Here is a 21,710-nt window from a genome sequence, read left to right as displayed (position 1 = left end):
CGTGCACAAAGGTGAGCGCAATGTCTAGATTCCCCCACGCCTGCACGGCGTTTGGTGTTTCTGTCGCGCTCTGTGGCCTTTTCGCCCTGCCCGTGGCCCCGGTGGTTGCTGACCCTATTAAAGACGTCCCCTCGGCCTCCACCACTCAAAACTCCGCCCAGGGGCGGGCCGCGGACCCCACCGACCCCTCTGCTCATGAGGATTCCAACTGGGCCAACCCGCTGGCTCGCGCGACGGATCCGCAGCAAGACGTGGACTTAGAGATCATCGGCATCGGCACCAGCTCCAGCGTTCATGCCGCCGCCGGCCAGACCTACACTCTGCGCATCCACAATGATCGCTCACATGCGCTCAGCAACCTTTCGATCACTTTGTTCTATCGCTCGGCCACCACTGCCGCGGAGGTGCGCGTCGCGCAGCTTGCTAACCAGGGCGAATACTCCCTCAGTAGCCAACCTCTGCAGCTCGACGGCACACTCGGGCCAGGTGAGACGCGCGAGGTCACGGTCACTCTTCCTGCGGCCGGTATCTCCATCGACTCTTCTCATGACGCCCCCTCACCCCAACCGCTAAACCTTCCGCCCAATGCTTTTGAGGAACCCGGCGCTTATCCCCTGTTGTTTAGCCTGAGCGGTCAGGACACGAACCCGGAAGACCCAGGGCAGGGGAGCGCGCAGTACCTGGCGGTGGCGCGAACAACGCTGAGCGTGGGGGCGTCCACAAGAAAGGAAGACCAACCCAGCACCCCAGTGACGGTCGTGTATCCGCTGGCGGGGCAGACGTACATGGCGGCGGGGCAGACGGGCGACGCGCCGAAGCGGCGGCCCGCGTTTGTGACGAAGGACGTGCTGGCGGCCGAGGTCGGCAAGGGCGGCAGGCTGCGGGGGCTGCTGGATGCGTACCGCGAGGCGGAGTCGACCAAGCTGAAGCAGGCGACGTGCATCGCCATCGACCCGGAACTACTGGATACAGTAAACCGCCTGGCCGAGGGCTATTACGTGGGCGAGCGCGCGCCTGACCCGGTGGAGGAGCCGCAGCGGCTGCGCGACTCTTGGGACGAGATCCTGGGTGGCAAGGAGGTAGACGCCCAGCACATGCCCGGCAACGCGGATGCGAAGAAATGGATCGCTGACCTGCGGGAAGTCGTACAGAGCAACTGCTCGGTGGCGTTGCCGTACGCCGGAGCAGATATCAATGGGCTTTCGCAGGTGGATTCCGACTGGCTCCGCGTGCGCGCGCTAGGCACGGGTACCGAGGTGATTCAGCGGATCCTGGGCGTGGTGCCGACGCAAAACGTGGTGATCCCGGACTCCGGCTACGTCTCCCCCGAGGCGCAGCAGGTGCTGGCGGCGGGAATCAGCAAAACTCCGGAGGGTGTGGAGCCGGTAGAGACCGACGAATCACGCCGGTTTGAGCAGACTGTGCAGGGTAAACCGGCAATTCCGCAGGCCGGGCACGTCACCGCGCTGGTGGCGGAGAACACGGTAAATATCGAACAGCCCGCGGCCGCACCCGAACAAGATCCCGGCGACGCAGGTCCAGATAGCATCGACCGCGCCAACCCCACCGACGAGGCATGGAACCAACGTCTGGTGAACCTCCCCGGCGCGCAGACCGACAGTGCGAAGACCACCGCCACCGCACTAACGTACTCCGCGGACCTCGGCACGGTACTCAAGGCCACTGGCGAGCACCCGGAGATTGCCGCGTACTCCAACCCTGACCTGCGCTTTAACCTCGCCGACGATAGCGCTGTCGCCCGCCTGGCCAGCGCGCAAGCAGTGCTGAACCTGGAGCTCGACTCCGGCCGCCCGACCCTCGCCGTACCGCCCGCCGCGTGGTCCGTGAACAAGACCCAGGCCAGCAGCTTCCTGCAGACCATTAGCCAGCACCTGGACGATCACTCGGCCACTCCCGCCCCGCTGCCGGAAGCCGTGCAGCCCCGCGACATCGAGCTGGCGGATGTGAGCTCCGGCAGCACCACGGTGCCTTACACCGACCCCGGTGCGTACTCCTCGCCTTACCTCGGAACGGTGGCGGATGCCGCCCGCAAGCTGCGGGAGCTTACGTTGTTTATGCAGAATGATTCCACCATTGCGCTGACCCGCGAGGGCTTCACCAGCCCCCTGTTTTCCGATCTTCTGCGTGGCCTTTCCACCTACCGCAAGCGCGAGCGCGACCACGTGGACGTCCTGCGTGAGCAACTCGGCACCAATCTCGCCCGCGTGGGGCAGGTCACCTCCCAGCTGCGCCGCTCCATCAGCCTGCTGCCGCCGGGCAATGTCTTTACCCGCACGTCGGATTCCTCGCCGTTGCTGGTTGTTGCGCGCAATGGACTGCCCCTGCCGGTGACAGCCAAGGTTGGTTATTCTTCTGACGCCGACACGGATGTCACCGTCCACGTGGATTCCACGGCCTCGCCGACGATCCCGGCTAAGGGCTCCATCACCTGGTCACTAACCACCGATATTGCGGACACGTCCGAGCAGGTCAACCTATCTTTGTGGCTGGCGACCAACAGTCAGGAAGGCAAGGGAGATCTGGAAGACGGAACCCGCATTTCGGATCCGGTGGAGCTGCGTGTGCAGTCCGTGCCGGGGCTGTCCTCCCGCGGGGTGACCATCATCGCCGTGCTGCTGCTGGGCATCGGCGCGGCGGGCAAGATGCTGTGGGATCGCCGGAGCGGGCTTGCTACTAAGCGCAGTACAGCCACTGCGCTGCGACCCGCCCCGCGCCCGCAGGAGGGCGATCAAAACTAGACACGCCCGGGGCTCCGTTAGGGAATGCACGATTGTTGCATAAAGATGGAGTAGTGACTTCTGAGCAAGAGAGGGAAGACCAACCGGCTAAGCCCTCGGCCGGACAGCGCGGACGTTTCCGTGCGACCCAGCCGCCGGCGCTAGCGCCGAAGAAAGACCGCACGAAGGCTGGGGCGCCGACGGGTGGAGACGGGGCGTCACAAAACAGCCCGACCCAGAGCAATGGTGACCAGCACGACGGTGCCCACAACGGCAACGGCACTGCCGTAGCGGCAACCGCGGGTACCGCGACCGCTGCCAGTGCTGCCACCGCGACCGCAACCGACGAGCCGACCGATAGCGACGGTAACGGCGCCAGCAATGGCAACACAGACAACCAGAACCAGAAGCAGAGCGACGAGCAGATCGTCCGCGCCGGCGGCTCCATGGCCATCGCCACCCTGATCAGCCGCATCACGGGATTCCTGCGCACGGTGTTCATCGCCTCCGCGCTGGGCGGTGCGGTGGCCAGTGCCTTCAACACGGCCAACACGCTGCCGAACCTGGTGACTGAGCTGGTGCTCGGTGCCGTGCTGACCTCCCTGGTGGTGCCCGTGCTGGTGCGCGCCGAGAAGGAGGACGCGGACCGCGGCGAGGCGTTTATACGAAGACTTTTGACGCTCACGTTCTCGCTTACCCTGGTCATCACCCTGGTCTCCGTGGCATGCGCGCCGCTGCTGGTGCGCATGAGCCTGGATTCCGAGGGCCACGTGAACATCGGCATGTCCACGGCATTCGCCTACCTGGTGCTGCCGCAGATCATGTTCTACGCCATGTTTGCCGTGTTCATGGCGATTTTGAACACCAAGGGAGTATTCAAACCCGGCGCGTGGGCGCCTGTGGCCAACAACGTGGTCACGCTCGCCGTGCTGGGGCTGTACATGTTCCTGCCGCGGGATACCAAACTGCAGCCCACGGACAATGTGACCATCACCGACCCGCACGTGCTGCTGCTGGGCCTGGGCACCACCGCGGGCGTGGTCATGCAGGCGCTGATCATGGTGCCCTTCCTACGCAAGGCTGGCATTAACCTGCGCCCGCTGTGGGGGATTGACGAGCGCCTGAAGTCCTTCGGCGGCATGGCCATCGCCATCGTCGTGTACGTGGCCATCTCCCAGGTCGGTTGGCTGCTGAATAACCGCATCGCCTCCGACACCTGGGAGGTCGCACCGACCATCTACATGCAGGCTTGGCAGCTGCTGCAAATGCCTTATGGCGTGATCGGCGTGACGCTGCTTACGGCCGTCATGCCCCGTCTTTCCCGGAATGCCGCGGAGGGCGACGACAAGGCCGTGGTGCGCGACCTGACCGTCGCCTCGAAGCTGACGATGCTGGCCATGGTGCCGATCATCGTCTTCTTCACCTGCTTTGGCACATTGATCTCCGCCGCGCTGTTCGCCTACAAGGAGTTCTCCCTGGATGATGCGAACGTGCTGGGCTGGACCATCAGCTTCTCCGCGTTCACCCTGATTCCCTACGCCCTGGTGCTGCTGCACCTGCGCGTGTTCTACGCCCGCGAGGAAGTCTGGACCCCCACCTTCATCATCGCGGGAATTACCGCGACGAAGCTGACCTTCGCCTACATCGCCCCGCAGATCGCCACCGAGCCACGCCTGGTCGTGGTGCTGCTGGGTGCGGCCAATGGCCTGGGCTTTATGGCCGGCGCGATCATCGGCGACCGTCTATTGCGGCGCTCGCTGGGGGACCTGCAGTTCCGCAAGGTAACGAAGACCGTGCTGTGGGCGCTGGGTTCCTCGCTGATCGGTGCGCTGGTCGCCTGGCGCGTGGATGTGCTGCTGACGCACTTCGCCTTCCCGGCGCTCACCAACCCCTGGTTCGTCATCCGCCTGCTCATCGCCGGCGTGCTGTTCCTGGGTGTGACCGGGCTGATCCTGGTGCGCGCCCCGCTGCCGGAGATCCAAACCCTGGTGGGTGCCCTGTCGCGCATCCCGGGTATGTCGCGGGTTCTTCCTTCCCGACGCCCACTCCCCAGCGACGAGCAACCCAGCGAAGTGGACCAGCCCCGTCGCCTGTCGGCCCAGGAGTTGGCCGCCCGGGAGGCCATTGCTCTGGACCACATGATGGCCGGCGTGGCGCTGCCGCCACTGGCGGCTGGCCGGGTGCGCGGTCCACGCTTGGTACCGGGCGCTCCACTGCTGGAGGGCCGCTACCGTCTGCTCGCCGACCACGGCGGTTGGTCTGCCGCCCGGTTCTGGCAGGGTCGCGAGCTGGCCACCGGCGACATTGTGGCTCTGACCATCATGGATCCGGTGGCTTATGCCCGCTCGCAGGTCGCCCCCGGCGTATCCGTGCCTGTCAACGGCGTGGAAGTGGCACGCGCGAAGGACGAGATGCTGCGCCTATCCGCGAAGCTTAAGCAGTTCAACGTGCCGGGTATGGCACAGGTTAACCGTGTAATCGACTATGGCAACCTGGTGGTCATTGTTTCCCGCTGGGTACAGGGTTCCCCGCTGACCACCGTGGCGGAAAGCCAACCAGAGCCGCTGGCGGCGGCCTTCGCCGTGTCCTCCCTGGCCGACGCTGCCGCGCAGGCCGAGGACAGTGGCACCTCACTGGGCTTGGATCACCGCGACCGCGTGCGCATCGGCACCGATGGCGCGGCCGTGCTGGCCTTCCCGGGTGTGCTACCGAACGATGACACGGCACAGGATGCCCACGGCGTGGCCGTTGCGCTGCGCCTGTTGCTGGAGCACGTCCCCTACGAGGAGGTGCCGGAGGACCTCACCCGCATCTACAAGAAGATCCACGAGCTCGACGGCGAGAAGGTGGGTCCGGAGGACCTGCGCAAGGTAGCAAAGGATCTGCGAGAGCTAAAGGCAGGTGACCTGGCGATCGAGGAGGATCAAACCCCGGACCCAAGCGCGCAATCCGGCTTCGGAGCCCGCGGCAACCGCCCGGTGGGCATGGCAGCCGCCGCGGCTATCGCTTTCGTCTCCGTGTTGGTTGTCGCCGCGCTAGTAGCGGCGGTGATCAGCGTGGTCGGCGGCGACCGGAAGGATTCGCCACTGTCCACCGATTCGCTGCGCCAGGGTGCGCAAGCCGTCCGTGGCGTGGATCCGGCGGAGGTCCCTCTGGGCCGGCCCCTCGAGTGGCTGCCCGCCGATGTGAACTGGCCGCTGGACCGCCCAGATCTGGCGCGTCTTATCACCGACGGCGACCCCGAGACGTTCTGGCAGTCCAACCCGGCATCAGTGCAGCTAGGTGGCCAGCCTGGCACCACGAAGCCCGGAATTGGTCTTTTGATGACACTGCCAGAAGGCACCGCCCTGTCGCAGGTTCAGCTGCGCGGCCTGACCCGGGGAACCACCCTGGAGCTGCGCCTGGCGCAGGCCGACGCCAACGGAAAGCTGACATCTCTGGACCAGACAACGCTTCTTAAGACCATGCATGCGGACTCCGCCGACGCGACCGTGAACCTGGCTGGCATGGGCGCGGACACCGCAGACACCACTGGCGACTCCAGCTGGGGTGTCGACCGCGAAGACTCCTCCGCCGCGCCGGGCGAAAATGCAGGCGAGGGCGACAGCGAAGGCGCAGCGGGAAGCAACAAGGGCCGTGAAAAGGGCAAATACGATACCGATAAGGTCAGCGCCGCCAAGGGCAACCGCCTGCTGATCTGGATCACCGGCCTGCCGCTGCCGAAGTCCGCCACGTTGGCTGAGGTTACCGCCGCCGGCAACTGGCTGGACCAGACCAGCGACGAAAATGCCGGTGGGGATACCTCCGGCACCGACAACTCGGACGTCAGCGAGGGCAACACGGAAGAGGGCTCTCGCCCCGCACGTCCCGTACAGCCGGTCGAATAGACCGCCAGCCTATAGCGCATCACGGCGCCTGCCTCAACTGTGAAGTTCACAATGAGGCAGGCGCCGTTCCCAGTTATCCACAGGCCAGGAACTTCAAACCCACAATCTGCCCGCCGATGAATAAAGTGTTGGGCACGGGGGGCGGCATGGCTCCCGAAGACACACAAGGGGGAAGATGATGCTGGGGGCGTCACAAAGATCAAAGAGCAACACACTGCCAGCGCAACAAACCGACCACGAGCTGCTGCGCGGCCACAACGAGGGGCAACCCGGTGCTTTTCGCGAACTAATCGACCGGCACCAGCGCACGCTGTGGTGGGCGGTTCGACGCGTGAACGTGCCCGAGGCTCACCAAATGGACGTTTACCAGGAAGGTTTGCTGCGTGTGCACCGCTTCGCCGCGCGTTTCAACGGGGAACGCTCCGCCAGCGTGAGCACTTGGATGGCCACCATCATGCGCAACGCAGCACTTTCATACATGCGGCGCTACAGCCGCGAGGCACAGCCGGGGCGCGAGGATTTCAACGAGCGTACGCGGACTTTGCCCGCGCGGGGGATGAGGGAGGAGGCCACCGTCGCCCGGTTGGATGTGCACCGTAGCCTGCGACAACTCTCGCCCGAAATGCGTGACGTGATGGTGCTGACGGAAATCCGAGGACTAAGTGAGGCCTCAGTCGCAGAGCAACTGGGGGTTCCCGTTGGCACCGTGAAATCGCGGAAGAATCGGGCGAAACGGATGATATACAAGCACCTCGGCGGGGCAGAGGAATACGGAATGGCTGTGGCCGGTTAGACTGAAGTGAACAACATCTTCGACCTCAAAGGATAGATATGCATCAGCCATTCCTGCAGGCCAGCGGTATTCTCAGCAATGATTCGAAGGGTGCCGCGGACGCGGATAACGCCAGCGCTACCAGCGCAGACGGCGCTGCAAACGCAGAGGCAGGCAAGGTTCATGACGTCATCATCATCGGCTCCGGGCCGGCCGGCTATACCGCCGCCGTGTACGCAGCGCGCGCAGAGCTGAACCCGGTGGTTTTCGAGGGCGTGGAGTACGGCGGCCTGCTGATGCAGACCACCGAGGTGGAGAACTTCCCGGGCTTTCAGAAGGGCATTATGGGCCCGGATCTTATGGAAGAGATGCGCGCCCAGGCCGAGCGTTTCGGCGCTGACCTGCGCCAGGAGGATGTGGAGAAGGTCGACCTGACCGGCGAGATCAAGAAGGTGTGGGCCTATGGCGAGGAGTACCAGGCCCGCGCCGTGATCCTGGCTACCGGCGCCGCCCCGCGCTACCTGCACGTTCCTGGCGAGCAGGAGATGCTGGGCCGCGGCGTATCCGCCTGTGCGACCTGCGATGGCTTCTTCTTCAAGGGCAAGCAGATCGCCGTGGTCGGCGGCGGCGATTCCGCAATGGAGGAGGCCGACTTCCTGACGAAGTTCGGCGAGACCGTCACCCTCATTCACCGTCGTGACGAGTTTCGCGCCTCCAAGATCATGGAAGAGCGCGCCCGTAACAACCCGAAGATCAAGTTCCTGACCAACGCGAAGGTCGTGGAGGTCAAGGGTGATAAGTCCGTGGAGACGCTGGTGGTGGAGGATACCCAGACCGGCGAGCAGCAGGACGTTGCGATGGATGCCATGTTCGTAGCCATTGGTCACGACCCGCGCACCACCGTCTTCAAGGGCCAGGTGGAGCTGCAGGAAAACGGTTATGTGAAGGTCGACGAGCCCTCCACCCGCACTAGCCTGCCAGGCGTGTTCGCCGCCGGTGACCTGGTGGATTCCCACTATCAGCAGGCCATCACCGCAGCTGGTTCCGGCTGCCGTGCCGCCCTGGACGCCGAGGCTTACCTCGCCACCCTGTAACAGATCGGGCACGTTCGGTCACCGTTAGGTAACTATGGCCGGTCGGACATAGGATATCTACACGTTGAAGGGTAACCTCCAACTTAAAGAAAAGCGCCCCCACCCAGGAGGTTTGTCGCCACTATGTCCGACATCGTGAACGTCACCCAGTCCAGCTTCAAATCCGAGGTCGTCGAGGCCACCCAGCCCGTTCTTGTCGACTTTTGGGCCGAATGGTGCCGCCCTTGTCTAGCTATGACGCCCATTCTCGACGAGCTGGCGGCGGAGTTCGATGGCAAAGCGAAGATCGCCAAGGTGAACGTCGATGAGGAGCGCATGCTGGGTGCCATGTTCCAGGTCATGTCCATTCCCGCCCTCATGGTTTTCAAGGACGGGGAAAAGGTCGCGGAATTCACCGGCGCCCAGGATCGGGACACGCTGCGATCTGCAATTGAGGCACAGCTTTAGAACAACTGATGCAACACGCCTGACCTGCAAGTAAAGCAGATCGGCGGATTTGTCCCTAGAATTGCATCTATGGCTCGCCACTGTTGGCGAAAGATCTCAAATGTGATTTGGCTCACAGTGGCCATAGTGGCTTCAATGCCGCGAAAGTTTGAAGAATTGGAGTGTTGAACCCAGTGGATCGTTTGCTTCTCCAGGTCGGCGACCGCAGCCCGCGCGTCGCCGAGGTCCGCGGCACCTTGGCGCGTCTCGGGCTGCTGGAAGGGTATGAAGGCGACGCGACCGGCAGCAAGTCGCAGCGCTGGACCAGCGAGGAAGAAGTTTTCGACGAGGCTCTGGCGGAGGCGCTGAAGGCGTTTCAGCAGCAGCGTGGCATTATTGCCGACGGCACCATCACTCCCGGCACATTGCGTGCGCTGCGTGAGGCCTCCTACACCCTGGGTGCACGTGTGCTCTCGCTCCAGGGCAACCAGTTCGTCGGCGACGACGTGGCGCAGCTGCAGACTCAGTTGCACGATCTGGGTTTCTACACCAGCCGTGTCGACGGCCATTTCGGGCCGCGTACACACTCCGCGGTAGTGAACTACCAGCTGAACTACGGGCTGAATAACGACGGAGTTGTCGGCCCAGATACTCTGCGCGCACTGTCTTACCTGGGGCGGAGGATTACCGGCGGTTCACCCCAATCAATTCGAGAGAAGGAACAGATTCGCTCTGCCGGACCGCAGCTAACAGGCAAGCGCGTGGTGATTGACCCGGGTCTCGGTGGCTCGAACAAGGGATATATCGTTAGCGGCCCCTTCGGGCAGATTTCGGAGGAGGAGATCCTGTGGGACCTGGCCGGCAGGGTAGAAGGCCGTATGATCGCGGCGGGGATGGAAACTATTCTTTCGCGCCCCCGGTCTGCCAACCCCACTAACCAAGATCGCGCGAACATTGCCAATGCCTTCGGCGCAGACGTCATGATTAGCCTGCGTGCCGACATTTACCCAAACGAGAAGGCCAACGGCGCAGCAACCTTCTACTTTGGCTCGCTGACGGGCTACTCGTCGATGGTGGGCGAGAAGCTCTCCGGCTTTATTCAGCGCGAGATTGTAGCCCGCACGCCGCTGCAGAACTGCTTTAACCACGGTCAGACGTGGGACATTCTGCGCCTGACCAGCATGCCGACGGTGCAGGTCGTGCCCGGTTACCTGACGAGCCCGAAGGACGTGGAGATCCTCACTGATCCCGCTATGCGCGATACCATCGCCGAGGCCATCGTAGTGGCCGTGAAGCGCCTATATCTGCTGGACAAGGACGTCCACGCTACTGGCACCTTCAGCTTTGTGGAGCTCCTACAGGAAGAGCTTCCGAACAAGTAGATTCTGCTCCGGACTGGGGGTGGCCACCCGGCCGGGCGTTACTGATGCTTTCGACGTCTGGTTTCCACCAATAACGGTGGGGAGCTTCTCCGGTCCGTTCACCTGTGCGTGATCCTCTTCAGCAAAGTCTCCAAAGAGGCTATGAGGCCCGTCGATCTCAAAGCGATAGCGTGGGAATTGTCGGTGGTGTTTAACCACCTTGAAACCTTCCGCCTCGAGAATGTCCTCGGAGAGCATCGGAGCGCTATCCAAAACGTCCGCGTTGCCCCCGTGGGTTTCCGCGGCGGTCTTCCACCCCCGATAGGACTCCGGAACATACTTGAGCGGTTTGAGCGCGCTGTATCCGCTTTCTTCTTTTTTTGTCTCGTCCCGCACCTTCTGCCACGAAGGCTCGTTGAACCGCCGTGCAAACTCCTCGTCAAAGTCCTCGACTCGTGCGAAGGCCTCCACTGCCTTTACACCACGCCGGTGTGCCTCAGTAAGCACCGTATCTATGAGCTGATGCTCCAGGTATAGGCCCATGTACGGCACCGCCACGTGTACCGTACTCAGCAGAATTGCGTCAGGTGAGATCGGGGCAGTAGGAAGGTTTGCGATACCCTGCATGTAGCGCGCGGGAGCAAAAAAGACCGTCGCCGCGGGAACCGGGCGGGTACCCGCATCACCGGTGCCAACAAAGGCTGTGTAGCCGCAGATACCCCATTCCAAGAGGACGTTCTGCAGCCATACCTGCTTATCGAACACTGGGTCTTTGGGTAAAACACTTTGGCTTTCGTAGTCCGGTGGAAGAGCCCAGAAGGTCGATGCCGCTGCGCTAGGCTCTAGATCCACGGAACACTGAGGGGTAATGGCCTTAATTTGTACTTCCACAGTGCTCCTTTCTGTTCGTTGAAGACATCCAGGAGCCCCTGAAGGTAGCGAGTCTGGAATGGGCAATCCACAGAGTTCGGTTGGCTTCTACGAGAATCCTATAGGGGACCAATCATTCTCGTGGCAAAATCGCCAGTTTATTGCTACACAAAACCCCGATGTTTCACGTGAAACATCGGGGTTCCCAAAAGAAGGGACAGAGATCAAAAGTGGTTATCCACCCGGCGATTCGCGGCACGGCCCGGATGAGTGGGCTTTTCATCAGCGTAACCCGCGGCCACTACCAGTGCGATTGAACGGTCATCGCGTCCTTCAAGACCAATAGCCTTCTTGACGCCTTCTTCGTTCCAGCCGGTGGTGGGAGAGGTGGCAAGACCCTGTTCCTGGGCTGCAAGTAGCAAGAATCCAGCAACTAGCATGGCATCCCGAATGCCGATTTCGCGTAGCTTCTCCGCCGATGCAGAGCCATTGAAATCACGAACCTTCTCCTTAAGCTCTGGCCCCAGCACGTCTTGGGCGTCGTCTGGAAGCTCCTCAGAGCGACCAACAACAACAAATACCACCGGCGCATCTAGGAATTGCTGTTGCCCCGAAGCATCGAAGATGGCCTGCTTGACGTCTTGATCTTGCACAACAACCAGGTCACGCATCTGCGCATTAAACGCACTTGGGGCTTCGAGAGCGTTTTGAACCACACGGTCCAGCACATCTGCGGGAATCGCCTGATCGGTGAACCTGCGTGTTGCACGACGAAAAGTAATAGCTTCGGTCACGGTCAGAGTCATAAAAATGTGCTCCTTTGATCAGGTTCGGTATCGTCTCTTTTGGCTTGATCTTCGTTAGCCTAAGCGTTCTAGTGCTTCTTAAAATTCAACAGTTCGATGATTCTGTCGAAATCCTCAGGGCCACCAAACTCAACGACAATCTTGCCCTTTTTCTTCCCCATTTGGACACTTACTTTCGTCTCCAGCGCATCGGAGGCGTTGTCTACCCAATTGGATACCTCCTCCGGGAGTTGTTGGGGCTTGCGCCCACTAGGCTTTGTGCCATTTGCTGCCGTATCCCCTCGGTTTAGAAGAGTCACCGCTTCCTCGGTGGCGCGCACACTCAATCCCTCGCTAACAACACGGGTAGCCAGCTTCTCCTGCTCGTCTGCGCCGCTTTTCAATCCGAGGAGGGCACGAGCGTGACCTGCGCTGAGCACTCCCGCTCCGACGCGCCGCTGGACGGAAACCGGCAATTGGAGCAAACGGATCATATTGGTGATCAGCGGGCGAGAACGCCCAATCTTCTTCGCCAACTGTTCCTGAGTTACGCCAAACTCTTCCATCAGCTGCTGGTAGGCAGCCGCTTCCTCCAGCGGGTTCAATTGGACGCGGTGAATGTTCTCCAACAGCGCGTCCCGGAGCATCTCATCGTCGGCAGTTTCCCGGACAATAGCGGGAATTACTTCAAACCCGGCTCGCTTTGCCGCTCGGAGGCGGCGCTCACCCATGATGAGTTCATAGGTAGACCCCTCATCCGGAGCCTTACGAACCACGATTGGCTGCATGAGTCCGAACTCCTTGATGGAGTGGACGAGCTCTTGCAGAGCCTCTTCGTCGAATACTTCGCGCGGCTGCTTAGCATTTGTACGAATAGCGTCGAGGGCTAGCTCTTGGTAGGTCGCCCCGAAATTCTCATCGGATGTTTCACGTGAAACATTGGACACGTTCGCTGTCGACGAACGATCCTCAGTGACTTCACCAGCCAAACCGCCAGTCCGGTGGGTACCCGAAACTGTAACGTCACTGTGACGTTTCGGCTCCATACCTGGGTTACCCTCCCTGGCGTTTCCCGTTCGTTCAATTGTCGATATATCAGAGTCGGTTCGACCAGCTTCCGAGTCTGCGGACCTCGTTTGAGCGTCGACAGTCGATTCGCCTGACTGGCCATCCGTCCCGCCGGTACGCGAACGCGCGTCGGTGTCGGAACCTCTTGTGTCAGCACCATTACCTGAGCCGCTACCCAGAACTATGTCGGCTGCTCCATCCCCTAGAGAAGGGCGAGAAGGACCGGTAGGAATAAGGGAGGCAAGACCTCGGCCTAGGCCACCTCGGCGGGCATTACCTACGGCGCTAGGGGAAGGCATCTGCGGCTTTCGAGAGCCGTTACTAGATTTGGTCGCGTCTAGAGCGCGACCGGCGTCCGACGGTAGGCTTTTTCCAGAACTCTGGGGCATCCTCGCGCCCGCCGGCTTCTTCTTCGGCAACGAACTCTCCTGATTCTGCGGTGTTTTAGGCACAACGTGTGCGTTCCCGTTCCTATCCGCAGCCTTCAGAACGTTATCTTTGTTGAGGCTTAAGTCTTTCTTCGACAATTTGGGTTGTTTTTTATTGCGTTTCCCCACTATTACTCACCCTGATTATGTAGTTCTGGGGCAATCCCGATGGGCGCCGTTTCCGAAGTGGGGAGATAGTCGCCACGCTGAGCAAATTCCTTTGCTGCGTCGTAGTAGGCAAGCGCGCCAGGAGCGCCACCGTCGTACTGCAACACTGTCATGTTGTAACTCGGAGCCTCGGATACTTTCACGTTGCGGGGAATATGGTTATCCAACACCACGGATCCGAAGTGAGTTCGAACATCATCGCTGACATTCTGAGAAAGCCTAGTACGACCATCATACATCGTTAGTAGCACGCCCGAAATATGAAGGTTCTGGTTCAAGCTTTCACGAATCATAGCGATGTTATCGATCAACTGGCTCACGCCCTCGAGGGCATAATACTCGCACTGAATTGGAATGAGTACCTCATCCACGGCCGTCATCGCGTTGATCGTCAACAGTCCGAGCGATGGGGGACAGTCAATAAAGACGTAATCAAACCCGTGCTCTTCGATCCACTCGTCCCTTATGGCGGAGGAGAGTCGGTACTCTCGACGGACTTCGTTAACCAAACTGATCTCGGCTCCAGCGAGATCGATGGTCGCTGGAACACAGAAGATGTTCTCGTTCTCCTCGTTGCCCTGCATCACTTGATTGACAGACATCTCATTCAGAAGAACTTCATAGGAAGATGGTGTACCTGCATGATGCACCGCGTTAAGCGCCGTCGATGCATTTCCCTGCGGGTCCAAGTCAATAACAAGCACCTTCATACCCAGAAGGGAGAGTGACCACGCCAGGTTAACGGTAGACGTTGTCTTACCTACACCCCCTTTCTGGTTGGCAATGGTGATCTTCCTGCACTTCTCCGGCCGGGGCAGCTTGTTCCGGTTGGGGTTCTTCAAGCGCGCGGCCTGCTGGGCAGCTCGCCCGATGGGTGTTTCATCCATGTCGAAAGTCGACATCTATGTCCAATCCTGAAGTCAAAAGAGATGTTTCACGTGAAACATCGAGGTGTATGTAAAGGATAGATCAGCCTCGGAGAGGCCTCAATGAGAGTCCTACTTGATACGCGGAATGGTGATTACGTGTGTAGGTTCCGCCACCTTAGACTCGCCAACCAACTGGATGCTTCCATCACCACCTCCGGCTTTAGCGATCTCCTTAGCGTCTCGCCGAAGTTCTTCGGCGACAGAACCTCCCTTGAGAGCCTTCATAGCCCCACCGACGCGTACTAGGGGGAGTGACCAACGCGTAAGCTTACCCAACGGTGCCACAGCCCGAGACGTAGCCACATCCGCACCACCCAAAGACGTAACCACATTGGGCTCCTCGGCGCGGCCTCGAACAACCTCACAACCCAGACCAAGCCGATTGTTGATCTCAAACAGGAAGTTATACCGCCGCAGGAGAGGTTCCAGTAGCTGCACCTTTAGATCCGGCCGCGCAATGGCCAGCGGAATACCCGGCAGGCCGGCACCGGTACCGATATCAACAACACGGGAGCCCTCATCTACAACCTCCCCAAGTACAGCGGAATTAAGAATGTGGCGCTCCCAGATACGCGGAACCTCGCGGGGTCCTAGCAAACCCCGCTCAATACCGGCAGTCGCCAAGAACTCCGCGTACTCCTGAGCCAGCGACAGACGATCGCCGAAAGCCTCTATCGCAGCCGCTGGTGGTTCACCAAGTTCCGGATTTTGAATGTTCTCGTCGTCTCGATTTCCCATCAAGGCACTCCTTCAGCAGTGGGAGGTAGGGGCGATGTTTCACGTGAAACATTCGGCTTCTCTTACTCAGCCCATTCTATAGCCCGTGGGTCGCAAAGCATCACCGGAGTCTAGTGCCGGAAAGCTACGTGATCGGCGCTGCCGAAAAAAGAACCGCCACCATAACGGTGACGGTTCGAGGAGCAACAAAGTGCCGCACTCTTGGCTAGTGCTGGCGCTATGAACTACTTCCGCTTCTTACCCTTCTTCTTGGGGTTATCGGGACGCGCACCAACCTTCGGGGCAGAGGTGCGCTTGGAAGCGGCGATAGCTTCCTTCTCGGCCGCCTCCTCAGCATCCATCTTCTTGTAGAGGAAGTACTGCTGCAGGTAGGACCAAGTCATGTTGGTAGCCATGTACAGGGAAAGACCAACCTGCCACGCGAAGCCGCCCATCAAGTACAGAACAGGCATGACCCACAGCATCAGCTTCTGCATCATGTCCATCTGCATCTGTGACTGCATCGCCTTAGGATCATTAGCCTTGATCGGGTTCTCCGCGCGACGCTTGGCAGCTCGGTCCATGGACATGCGAGCAGAGAAGTGCATCAGCACGGAAGCGAGCAACATCAGCGGCACGACGACCAGGATGATGTTGGTTCGGGTGAAGTCAACTATGCCGTCCTCAGAGAATGCACGGTAGTTGTTCGGGTCCATGGAAATAAAGCCGGAAAGGGGAGTACCGAAGATACGAGCGTCCAGGAAGGACTGAACCTCGTCCACACCGAAGAAGTAGTTCGGCGTATTACGAGTCTCCTCAACCGTCATTCCCAGCTGACCCACACCGGTGCCCGTTCGGTTGAAGGAACGGAGCACGTGGAACAGACCCAGGAAGATTGGCATCTGCACCAGCATTGGCAGGCAGGAAGCCAGCGGGTTAACGCCCATCTCCTTCTGCAGCTTGCGCATCTCGATCGCCAGGGTCTGGCGGTCGTTCTTGTACTTGCGCTGCAGCTCCTGCATCTTTGGCTGCATTTCTTGCATCTTGCGGCTGGAACGCAGCTGATTGGCCATCGGCTTCACCAAGAGAATACGAATGGTGAACACGAGGAACATGATTGCCAGCGCCCAAGTGATGCCCGAATCTGGGCTCAGGACGTAGCTAAACAGCTTATGCCAGAACCACAAAACGCCGGACACTGGATAATAAATAAAATCCATGGCGACTCGAGGTTTCTCCTGAAGTTGATCTTTTAAGTCCCGTAGGGCCGGCGCCACCGGATAGCTGGCGTCCAACAAAGGAACACAGCTAGCGATGCCGCCTGCCCCACGAGCGCAGGGGACGACGAGGTGGGACTGGGTCCCAACCTCCCGGATGCCATGGCCCACAGCGGGCCAAACGACCCAACGCGAGAAGCGACCCCTTAATCAGACCGTGACGGCCTATAGCGGTTAAGGCGTAGTTGCTGCACGTAGGATCAAAACGGCATGTTGGCCCCATTTTAAGGGGTGACACATAACTTTGGTAACCAAGGATCAATCGGCGAGCCATTCGGGCCCCAATCCCCAGTCGACCATCACTACCGGGCCGACCATTGCGACCGTCACTGTTGGCGGTCGTATCACTTTTGGGGGAGGGCTCGCTAGTGGGGGAGGGCTCGTCGGATGCAGCTGCGCACATCGACGACCACCTCCTCGAAACTTGCGGTGGCACTCTTAGGCAACGCGCGGAGCACTACCGTGGTGCCAGAAGGGAAGTCCAGGCTACCTTCCTCCAACACGGCACGGAAGGCATGACGAAGCTTCCGCGAGGTATTGTGCCTGGTCACGGCGTTGCCGACCGCCTTGGAAACCACGAGCCCCAAACGCGGACCTGCAGTCGCCCCCTCCTGCAGCGGCAGAGGGAGCTCTTCGGCCCGACCGCCGCCCACCAAAACATGAGCCACCACAGTGAGGCTACCCTTCTTCCGACCCTTACGTATCGTCTGCCCGAACAAGGCGGTCGACCGAAGCCGGTGCTGGGGAGCTAGCACTGTGGTGGCTCTTTCCTATTTATTGACGCCCCTACGACAATCCACCCCAAGAATATTGGGGTGGAGCGAACGTCTATGCCTAATTTAGGCGGTCAGGGACTTGCGGCCCTTGTTGCGGCGTGCGGAAACGATGGCACGGCCGGCGCGGGTACGCATGCGGGTGCGGAAACCGTGCACGCGTGCACGACGACGGTTGTTGGGCTGGAAAGTACGCTTGCCCTTGGCCACGGTACTTCACTCCTTAACTTTCGCTAGCAGCGGACGAGCCACCTGCAGCCACAACAGACACCCAGTCCCTACGAGGGCTGGGATCAACGCTTAAGCCAGCGGCGCGCCCACAAATTCAAGTGGACAATTGCACCGGCACAGTCCGAGCGGACTTTAGAGCCGGTACCGGAGGCACCCGATAGACAGCGTGGTGACCTGCTGTCGTATGTGGGTTGCCATAGACGAGTCAAGGATACGTGCTGTGACGGAAGTTATCCAAATTTTAGAGAGACACCACGTTAACCTTCGCGACAGGTGCCACCTTAGTAGGCATTAAACCGCCACGTAAGCACACAATTTTGCTGGTTGAGTTGGGGTGTGAACAAAGGCCAATAAGGGTGGAAACGGTCTACGTCAAATATCGTTAGGCCTTGTGGAAAACTACTCCACCCCCAAACACTAAACCTATACTTTACACCTTATACATGCAGGTCAAGAGCATTCTCACACCTGAACTAGAGTTATCCACAAGAGCGCTGTACCTTGGGGATAACATGTGCAAAGAAGATATCCACAGGTGTGTATAACTGTGTGGAAACGCAGGATAGGCCACGTTTCGCACTGTGTACTTAGCCGTGAACAACTGCAAAACAGCGCAACCTGCTAAAGCACCCGAGGTTTAACCCCCGTTAACTTTTCGGCCACCCCCGACCAACCCTGGAGCCCCATGAGCAACTCGAACTTCTCCATCGAGGAACACTTCCCGGACATGTGGGATGCCATCATGCACGATTGGCTCGTCGATAGCTCATCGACTAATCCCGACCCAGACCTACCGGTGATCTCTCCCAAGCAGCGCTCGCTGCTTCGAAAAGTCAGACCAGTCGGGCTCATGGGGCGCATCGTGGTGCTGGAAACCCCGAACAAATGGACCAAGGAATCGATCGAGAAAGACCTGATCGACCCCATCAAGCACGTCCTCAAGACACGGTTGGATCTCTCCGTCAGCCTTGCTATCACCAGCACCAACGGGGAGCCCGAGGATCGCGCCGAGACAACGAACGACAGTCAATCTGATGCTGACTCTGCCGGCAATACCCACGAAGGGACGTCACAAACAGAGTCGGTGGCAACCGCAGACAACCTTTCGATGTCGCAGGTAGAGGAACTGGTCAACAAGGCCGAGCAGAGGGACGGCGTGGCGCAGGCTGGGGTTAGCGCTACTGCTGAAACTGCCGAGGAAGCGGCGCGGCAGCGGGAGCATGACGCCGACGAACTCGCCGGGCAATACGCAGCGTCGGAGAACCGTATCGACCCGAACCCATCTCCGACGCCCACGCGCTGGACGAACAAGGAGACCGCGCACCGTCCGGCCCCGCGGCACGCACCTTCGCCGCAGCCATCTTCGAGTTTCAACGATGGACTCGACGGCGAGTCGCTGCTGAACAAGAACTACACGTTCGAAAATTTCGTGGTTGGTTCCTCGAATAACTTCGCCGCCGCGGCATGTCGAGCTGTGGCCGAGGCGCCGGCGAAGGCCTATAACCCCCTGTTTATCTGGGGCGAATCGGGCCTGGGCAAAACACACCTGCTTCATGCCATCGGGCATTACGCCAAAGAACTGCAGCCGAATATGCGGGTGAAGTATGTGAGTTCGGAGGAGCTGACGAACGACTTCATTAACTCGATCGCTAACGACACTCGCGAATCCTTCAAGCGGCGTTACCGCAACCTGGACATGCTAATCGTGGATGATATTCAGTTCCTGCAGAACAAGGAGTCCACGCAGGAGGAATTCTTCCACACGTTTAACGCCCTGCATCAGGCGAATAAGCAGATCGTCTTGAGTTCCGACCGGCCTCCCCGGCAACTGACCACCCTGGAAGACCGCCTGCGTACGCGCTTCGAGGGCGGCCTAATTACGGACGTGCAAACCCCGGACCTGGAAACGCGCATCGCGATTCTGACGAAGAAGGCCGAATCCGACAATGTGCAGTTGCCGGAGGACGTGAAGGTGCTGATTGCCAGTCGCTACGAGAAGTCCATCCGCGAGCTCGACGGTGCGTTGATCCGCGTGACGGCCTACTGCGCTCTAAGCCACGAACCTTTAACGGTAGAGACGGCCGAGATTGCGCTTCGCGACATTTCGCCGGCGGACCAGGACGTGGAGATCGTGCCGCAGCACGTCATCGAGGTAGTAGCGAACTACTTCAACCTGACCACGGACGAGCTGGTGGGGAAGGGTAGGGCCAAGAAGTTTGTGCAGGCCCGGCAGATCGCCATGTATCTGTGTCGCGAGTTGACGGATCTATCCCTGCCGAAGCTGGGAAGTGCATTCGGCGGCCGCGACCACACCACGGTGATGTACGCGGAGCGGCGCGTGCGGGAATCCCTGTCGGAGAACAAGAAAGTCTTCGATCAGGTGCAGGAACTAACACAAAAGATCAAGTCCCATGCCCGGGATTAGCTCCGCCGACCACTAGCACCACCCCCGGCGACAGTGGGAGGCGTGAGTTTCCCACAGTTTTCCCCAGATTCGACGAGTTATCCCCAGGCTCGCTGTGGATAACTCACGAGGGTCTGACCTTTACTAGACCGGGATTCGACTGAGTTATCCACAATTCCACAGGGTTTTCCACAAGTGTAATTTCAAACTTGTAATTCAAGGGGTAGCGGTTTTGGCGGTCTCCGGATACGCCACGAAGGATGAAAAGTTAGCTGCGTCACAAAACAGCACCCCGTCCCCTGGGGAAAACTGCGCCTAAACTGGGTAAACAGCAGTGGACAAGGTGTGTACAACTTACGACCCGCCGAAGTTATCCACAGTCAAGAACTCTTATTCACAACTTGTCCACCGAATCATCAACACGCGAACCCACGGTGCGACGTGCATCGATTAGGGTTTGTGCACAGGATCCACAACACCTACTACGACTGCTATCTCTCTAAATAAAAGGGAATAAACAGAAATAGAGCTTGTGGGTTAATCTTGATCAGACGAACCACGAGAGCGACGAGAGCACGGAAGTTAGATTGAGCATGGATAGCCAAACAGTGAGTTTCATTGTTCCCAAGGATGACTTCGCATCCGCACTCGGTTGGGTAGCCCGCTCCCTGCCTAGCAAGCCGACCCAGCCCATCCTGCGCGGCGTGATGATAATTGCTGACGACGAAGGGCTGGAACTTTCTGGATTCGACCGCGAGGTCTCCACTCGCGTGCGCATCAATGCCGAGGTTAACGAGCCCGGCAAGATCCTCGTAGCCGGCAAGCTGGCCTCCGATATCGTCGGTTCTCTGCCGAATAAACCGATCAACATCGAGTTCGACGGCACTACTGTGACTCTCAAGACTGGCAAGTCCAAGTTCGAATTGCCCGCAATGACTATCGAGGATTACCCGGTTCTGCCGGAGCTTCCCGAGGTCACTGGCACTATCGACCCGAACCTCTTTGCAGAATCCATCTCACAGGTAGCGGTGGCGGCGGGCCGCGACGACACCCTGCCGATGCTCACCGGCGTGCACGTTGAAATCGACGGCGAGAATGTCATTATGGTCGCCACCGACCGCTTCCGTCTGGCCGTTCGCAGCTTCCAGTGGAACCCGGCACAGGCCGACGCGCAAGCGAAGCTACTGATCCCGGCCCGCACCCTGGCTGATACCGCGCGTTCCATGGATCCGAATAACACCGATCCCATTGAAATCGCAGTGGGTAGCGGCGAGGATATCGGCGCTGATGGTCTGCTGGGCATTTCCACCGAGTCGCGGCACACTACCACGCGCCTGCTCGACGCAGAATTCCCGAAGTTCCGCCCACTATTGCCGAAGACGCACACTGCCTTGGCCAGCGTGGAGATCGCCCCGCTGCAGGAGGCCATCAAGCGCGTCTCCATCGTCGCCGAGCGGAACTCCCAGATCCGGATGGATTTCAAGGACAACACCGTAACCCTTTCCGCAGGTGGCAGCGATGTCGGTTCGGCTACGGAAACCCTGGATTGCGCTTTCGCCGGCGAACCGCTGGTCATTGCGTTTAACCCCAGCTACCTGAAGGAAGGCTTGGCAGCCATCCACACCCCGCGCGTGGTTTTCGGCTTCACCATGGCTTCTCGTCCCGCAATCTTGCTGCCGGATCCGGGCGAGCTACCTGAGGCAGATGCAGAGGGTAACTTCGCAACCCCGGAAACGGACTTCACCTACCTGCTGATGCCCGTGCGCCTGCCGGGTTAAGCCG

General features: G+C 59.9%; 17 protein-coding genes. 8 read left to right on the top strand and 9 right to left on the bottom strand.

All coding sequences use genetic code 11. The features are described 5' to 3' along the window. The first annotated feature begins 20 nt into the window (after positions 1 to 20). The 6 genes from MHX63_RS08025 to MHX63_RS08000 all read left to right on the top strand — a co-directional run bounded on the left by MHX63_RS08025 (position 21) and on the right by MHX63_RS08000 (position 10,299). On the top strand, positions 21 to 2,759 hold the full coding sequence (locus MHX63_RS08025) for a hypothetical protein (RefSeq protein WP_239388041.1): 2,739 nt from the start codon (positions 21 to 23) through the stop codon (positions 2,757 to 2,759). Between the two features lie 53 nt (positions 2,760 to 2,812). Continuing rightward, positions 2,813 to 6,625: a murein biosynthesis integral membrane protein MurJ gene (locus MHX63_RS08020; protein ID WP_239388040.1), complete on the top strand. Its 3,813-nt coding sequence runs from the start codon at positions 2,813 to 2,815 to the stop codon at positions 6,623 to 6,625. Positions 6,626 to 6,800: 175 nt separating this feature from the next. Then, positions 6,801 to 7,418, top strand: a complete 618-nt coding sequence (locus MHX63_RS08015; RefSeq protein WP_239388039.1) for an RNA polymerase sigma factor — start codon at positions 6,801 to 6,803, stop codon at positions 7,416 to 7,418. Between the two features lie 38 nt (positions 7,419 to 7,456). Continuing rightward, on the top strand, positions 7,457 to 8,491 hold the full coding sequence (trxB, locus tag MHX63_RS08010) for a thioredoxin-disulfide reductase (RefSeq protein ID WP_239388038.1): 1,035 nt from the start codon (positions 7,457 to 7,459) through the stop codon (positions 8,489 to 8,491). Positions 8,492 to 8,614: 123 nt separating this feature from the next. Next, positions 8,615 to 8,938, top strand: coding sequence for a thioredoxin (gene trxA / locus MHX63_RS08005; RefSeq protein ID WP_239388037.1), 324 nt, complete (start codon positions 8,615 to 8,617; stop codon positions 8,936 to 8,938). Between the two features lie 173 nt (positions 8,939 to 9,111). Further along, entirely contained in the window at positions 9,112 to 10,299 is a 1,188-nt protein-coding gene (locus MHX63_RS08000) for an N-acetylmuramoyl-L-alanine amidase (protein ID WP_239388036.1), read from the top strand. Here the strand turns inward: MHX63_RS08000 and MHX63_RS07995 are convergent. The 9 genes from MHX63_RS07995 to rpmH all read right to left on the bottom strand — a co-directional run bounded on the left by MHX63_RS07995 (position 10,273) and on the right by rpmH (position 17,503). After that, entirely contained in the window at positions 10,273 to 11,043 is a 771-nt protein-coding gene (locus MHX63_RS07995) for a hypothetical protein (RefSeq protein WP_239388035.1), read from the bottom strand. The two genes, MHX63_RS08000 and MHX63_RS07995, sit on opposite strands and share 27 nt — an antisense overlap. A gap of 329 nt (positions 11,044 to 11,372) precedes the next feature. Next, positions 11,373 to 11,954: a nitroreductase family protein gene (locus MHX63_RS07990; RefSeq protein WP_239388034.1), complete on the bottom strand. Its 582-nt coding sequence runs from the start codon at positions 11,952 to 11,954 to the stop codon at positions 11,373 to 11,375. A 68-nt stretch (positions 11,955 to 12,022) separates the two neighbouring features. Then, positions 12,023 to 13,300: a ParB/RepB/Spo0J family partition protein gene (locus MHX63_RS07985; protein ID WP_239388090.1), complete on the bottom strand. Its 1,278-nt coding sequence runs from the start codon at positions 13,298 to 13,300 to the stop codon at positions 12,023 to 12,025. A gap of 260 nt (positions 13,301 to 13,560) precedes the next feature. After that, positions 13,561 to 14,499, bottom strand: coding sequence for a ParA family protein (locus tag MHX63_RS07980; protein WP_239388033.1), 939 nt, complete (start codon positions 14,497 to 14,499; stop codon positions 13,561 to 13,563). A 96-nt stretch (positions 14,500 to 14,595) separates the two neighbouring features. Further along, a complete protein-coding gene (gene rsmG / locus MHX63_RS07975) occupies positions 14,596 to 15,264 on the bottom strand; it encodes a 16S rRNA (guanine(527)-N(7))-methyltransferase RsmG (RefSeq protein ID WP_239388032.1) in 669 nt (222 codons plus the stop codon). 224 nt (positions 15,265 to 15,488) lie between these two features. Continuing rightward, on the bottom strand, positions 15,489 to 16,463 hold the full coding sequence (gene yidC, locus MHX63_RS07970) for a membrane protein insertase YidC (RefSeq protein WP_239388031.1): 975 nt from the start codon (positions 16,461 to 16,463) through the stop codon (positions 15,489 to 15,491). Positions 16,464 to 16,551: 88 nt separating this feature from the next. Beyond that, on the bottom strand, positions 16,552 to 16,794 hold the full coding sequence (yidD, locus tag MHX63_RS07965; protein ID WP_239388030.1) for a membrane protein insertion efficiency factor YidD: 243 nt from the start codon (positions 16,792 to 16,794) through the stop codon (positions 16,552 to 16,554). A 91-nt stretch (positions 16,795 to 16,885) separates the two neighbouring features. Continuing rightward, positions 16,886 to 17,275 carry a ribonuclease P protein component gene (rnpA, locus tag MHX63_RS07960; protein WP_239388029.1) on the bottom strand — a complete coding sequence of 130 codons (390 nt, stop codon included), beginning with the start codon at positions 17,273 to 17,275 and terminating at the stop codon, positions 16,886 to 16,888. Between the two features lie 84 nt (positions 17,276 to 17,359). Continuing rightward, entirely contained in the window at positions 17,360 to 17,503 is a 144-nt protein-coding gene (gene rpmH, locus MHX63_RS07955; RefSeq protein WP_005292556.1) for a 50S ribosomal protein L34, read from the bottom strand. 706 nt (positions 17,504 to 18,209) lie between these two features. On the opposite strand from rpmH, the gene dnaA reads away from it, so the two are divergent. Together dnaA and dnaN are read left to right on the top strand one after the other, a co-directional pair. Then, positions 18,210 to 19,949, top strand: coding sequence for a chromosomal replication initiator protein DnaA (gene dnaA, locus MHX63_RS07950; RefSeq protein ID WP_239388028.1), 1,740 nt, complete (start codon positions 18,210 to 18,212; stop codon positions 19,947 to 19,949). 572 nt (positions 19,950 to 20,521) lie between these two features. Beyond that, a complete protein-coding gene (dnaN, locus tag MHX63_RS07945) occupies positions 20,522 to 21,706 on the top strand; it encodes a DNA polymerase III subunit beta (RefSeq protein WP_239388027.1) in 1,185 nt (394 codons plus the stop codon). The last annotated feature ends 4 nt before the right edge of the window (positions 21,707 to 21,710 follow it).

Origin of the sequence: Corynebacterium sp. ACRQK (genome assembly GCF_022345965.1) — a bacterium.
Classification (GTDB): domain Bacteria; phylum Actinomycetota; class Actinomycetes; order Mycobacteriales; family Mycobacteriaceae; genus Corynebacterium.
Note: the sequence above shows the minus strand (reverse complement) of the source record. Positions and strands in the feature narration are given on the sequence as shown.

Coding starts and splice junctions, on each gene's coding strand:
- dnaN (WP_239388027.1), top strand. CDS start 20,522: ATGGATAGCCAAACAGTGAGTTTCATTGTTCCCAAGGATGACTTCGCA.
- yidC (WP_239388031.1), bottom strand. CDS start 16,463: ATGGATTTTATTTATTATCCAGTGTCCGGCGTTTTGTGGTTCTGGCAT.
- MHX63_RS07990 (WP_239388034.1), bottom strand. CDS start 11,954: ATGACTCTGACCGTGACCGAAGCTATTACTTTTCGTCGTGCAACACGC.
- MHX63_RS08015 (WP_239388039.1), top strand. CDS start 6,801: ATGATGCTGGGGGCGTCACAAAGATCAAAGAGCAACACACTGCCAGCG.
- yidD (WP_239388030.1), bottom strand. CDS start 16,794: ATGGCTCGCCGATTGATCCTTGGTTACCAAAGTTATGTGTCACCCCTT.
- rsmG (WP_239388032.1), bottom strand. CDS start 15,264: ATGGGAAATCGAGACGACGAGAACATTCAAAATCCGGAACTTGGTGAA.
- MHX63_RS07985 (WP_239388090.1), bottom strand. CDS start 13,300: ATGCCTTCCCCTAGCGCCGTAGGTAATGCCCGCCGAGGTGGCCTAGGC.
- MHX63_RS08025 (WP_239388041.1), top strand. CDS start 21: ATGTCTAGATTCCCCCACGCCTGCACGGCGTTTGGTGTTTCTGTCGCG.
- dnaA (WP_239388028.1), top strand. CDS start 18,210: ATGAGCAACTCGAACTTCTCCATCGAGGAACACTTCCCGGACATGTGG.
- trxB (WP_239388038.1), top strand. CDS start 7,457: ATGCATCAGCCATTCCTGCAGGCCAGCGGTATTCTCAGCAATGATTCG.
- MHX63_RS07980 (WP_239388033.1), bottom strand. CDS start 14,499: ATGTCGACTTTCGACATGGATGAAACACCCATCGGGCGAGCTGCCCAG.
- trxA (WP_239388037.1), top strand. CDS start 8,615: ATGTCCGACATCGTGAACGTCACCCAGTCCAGCTTCAAATCCGAGGTC.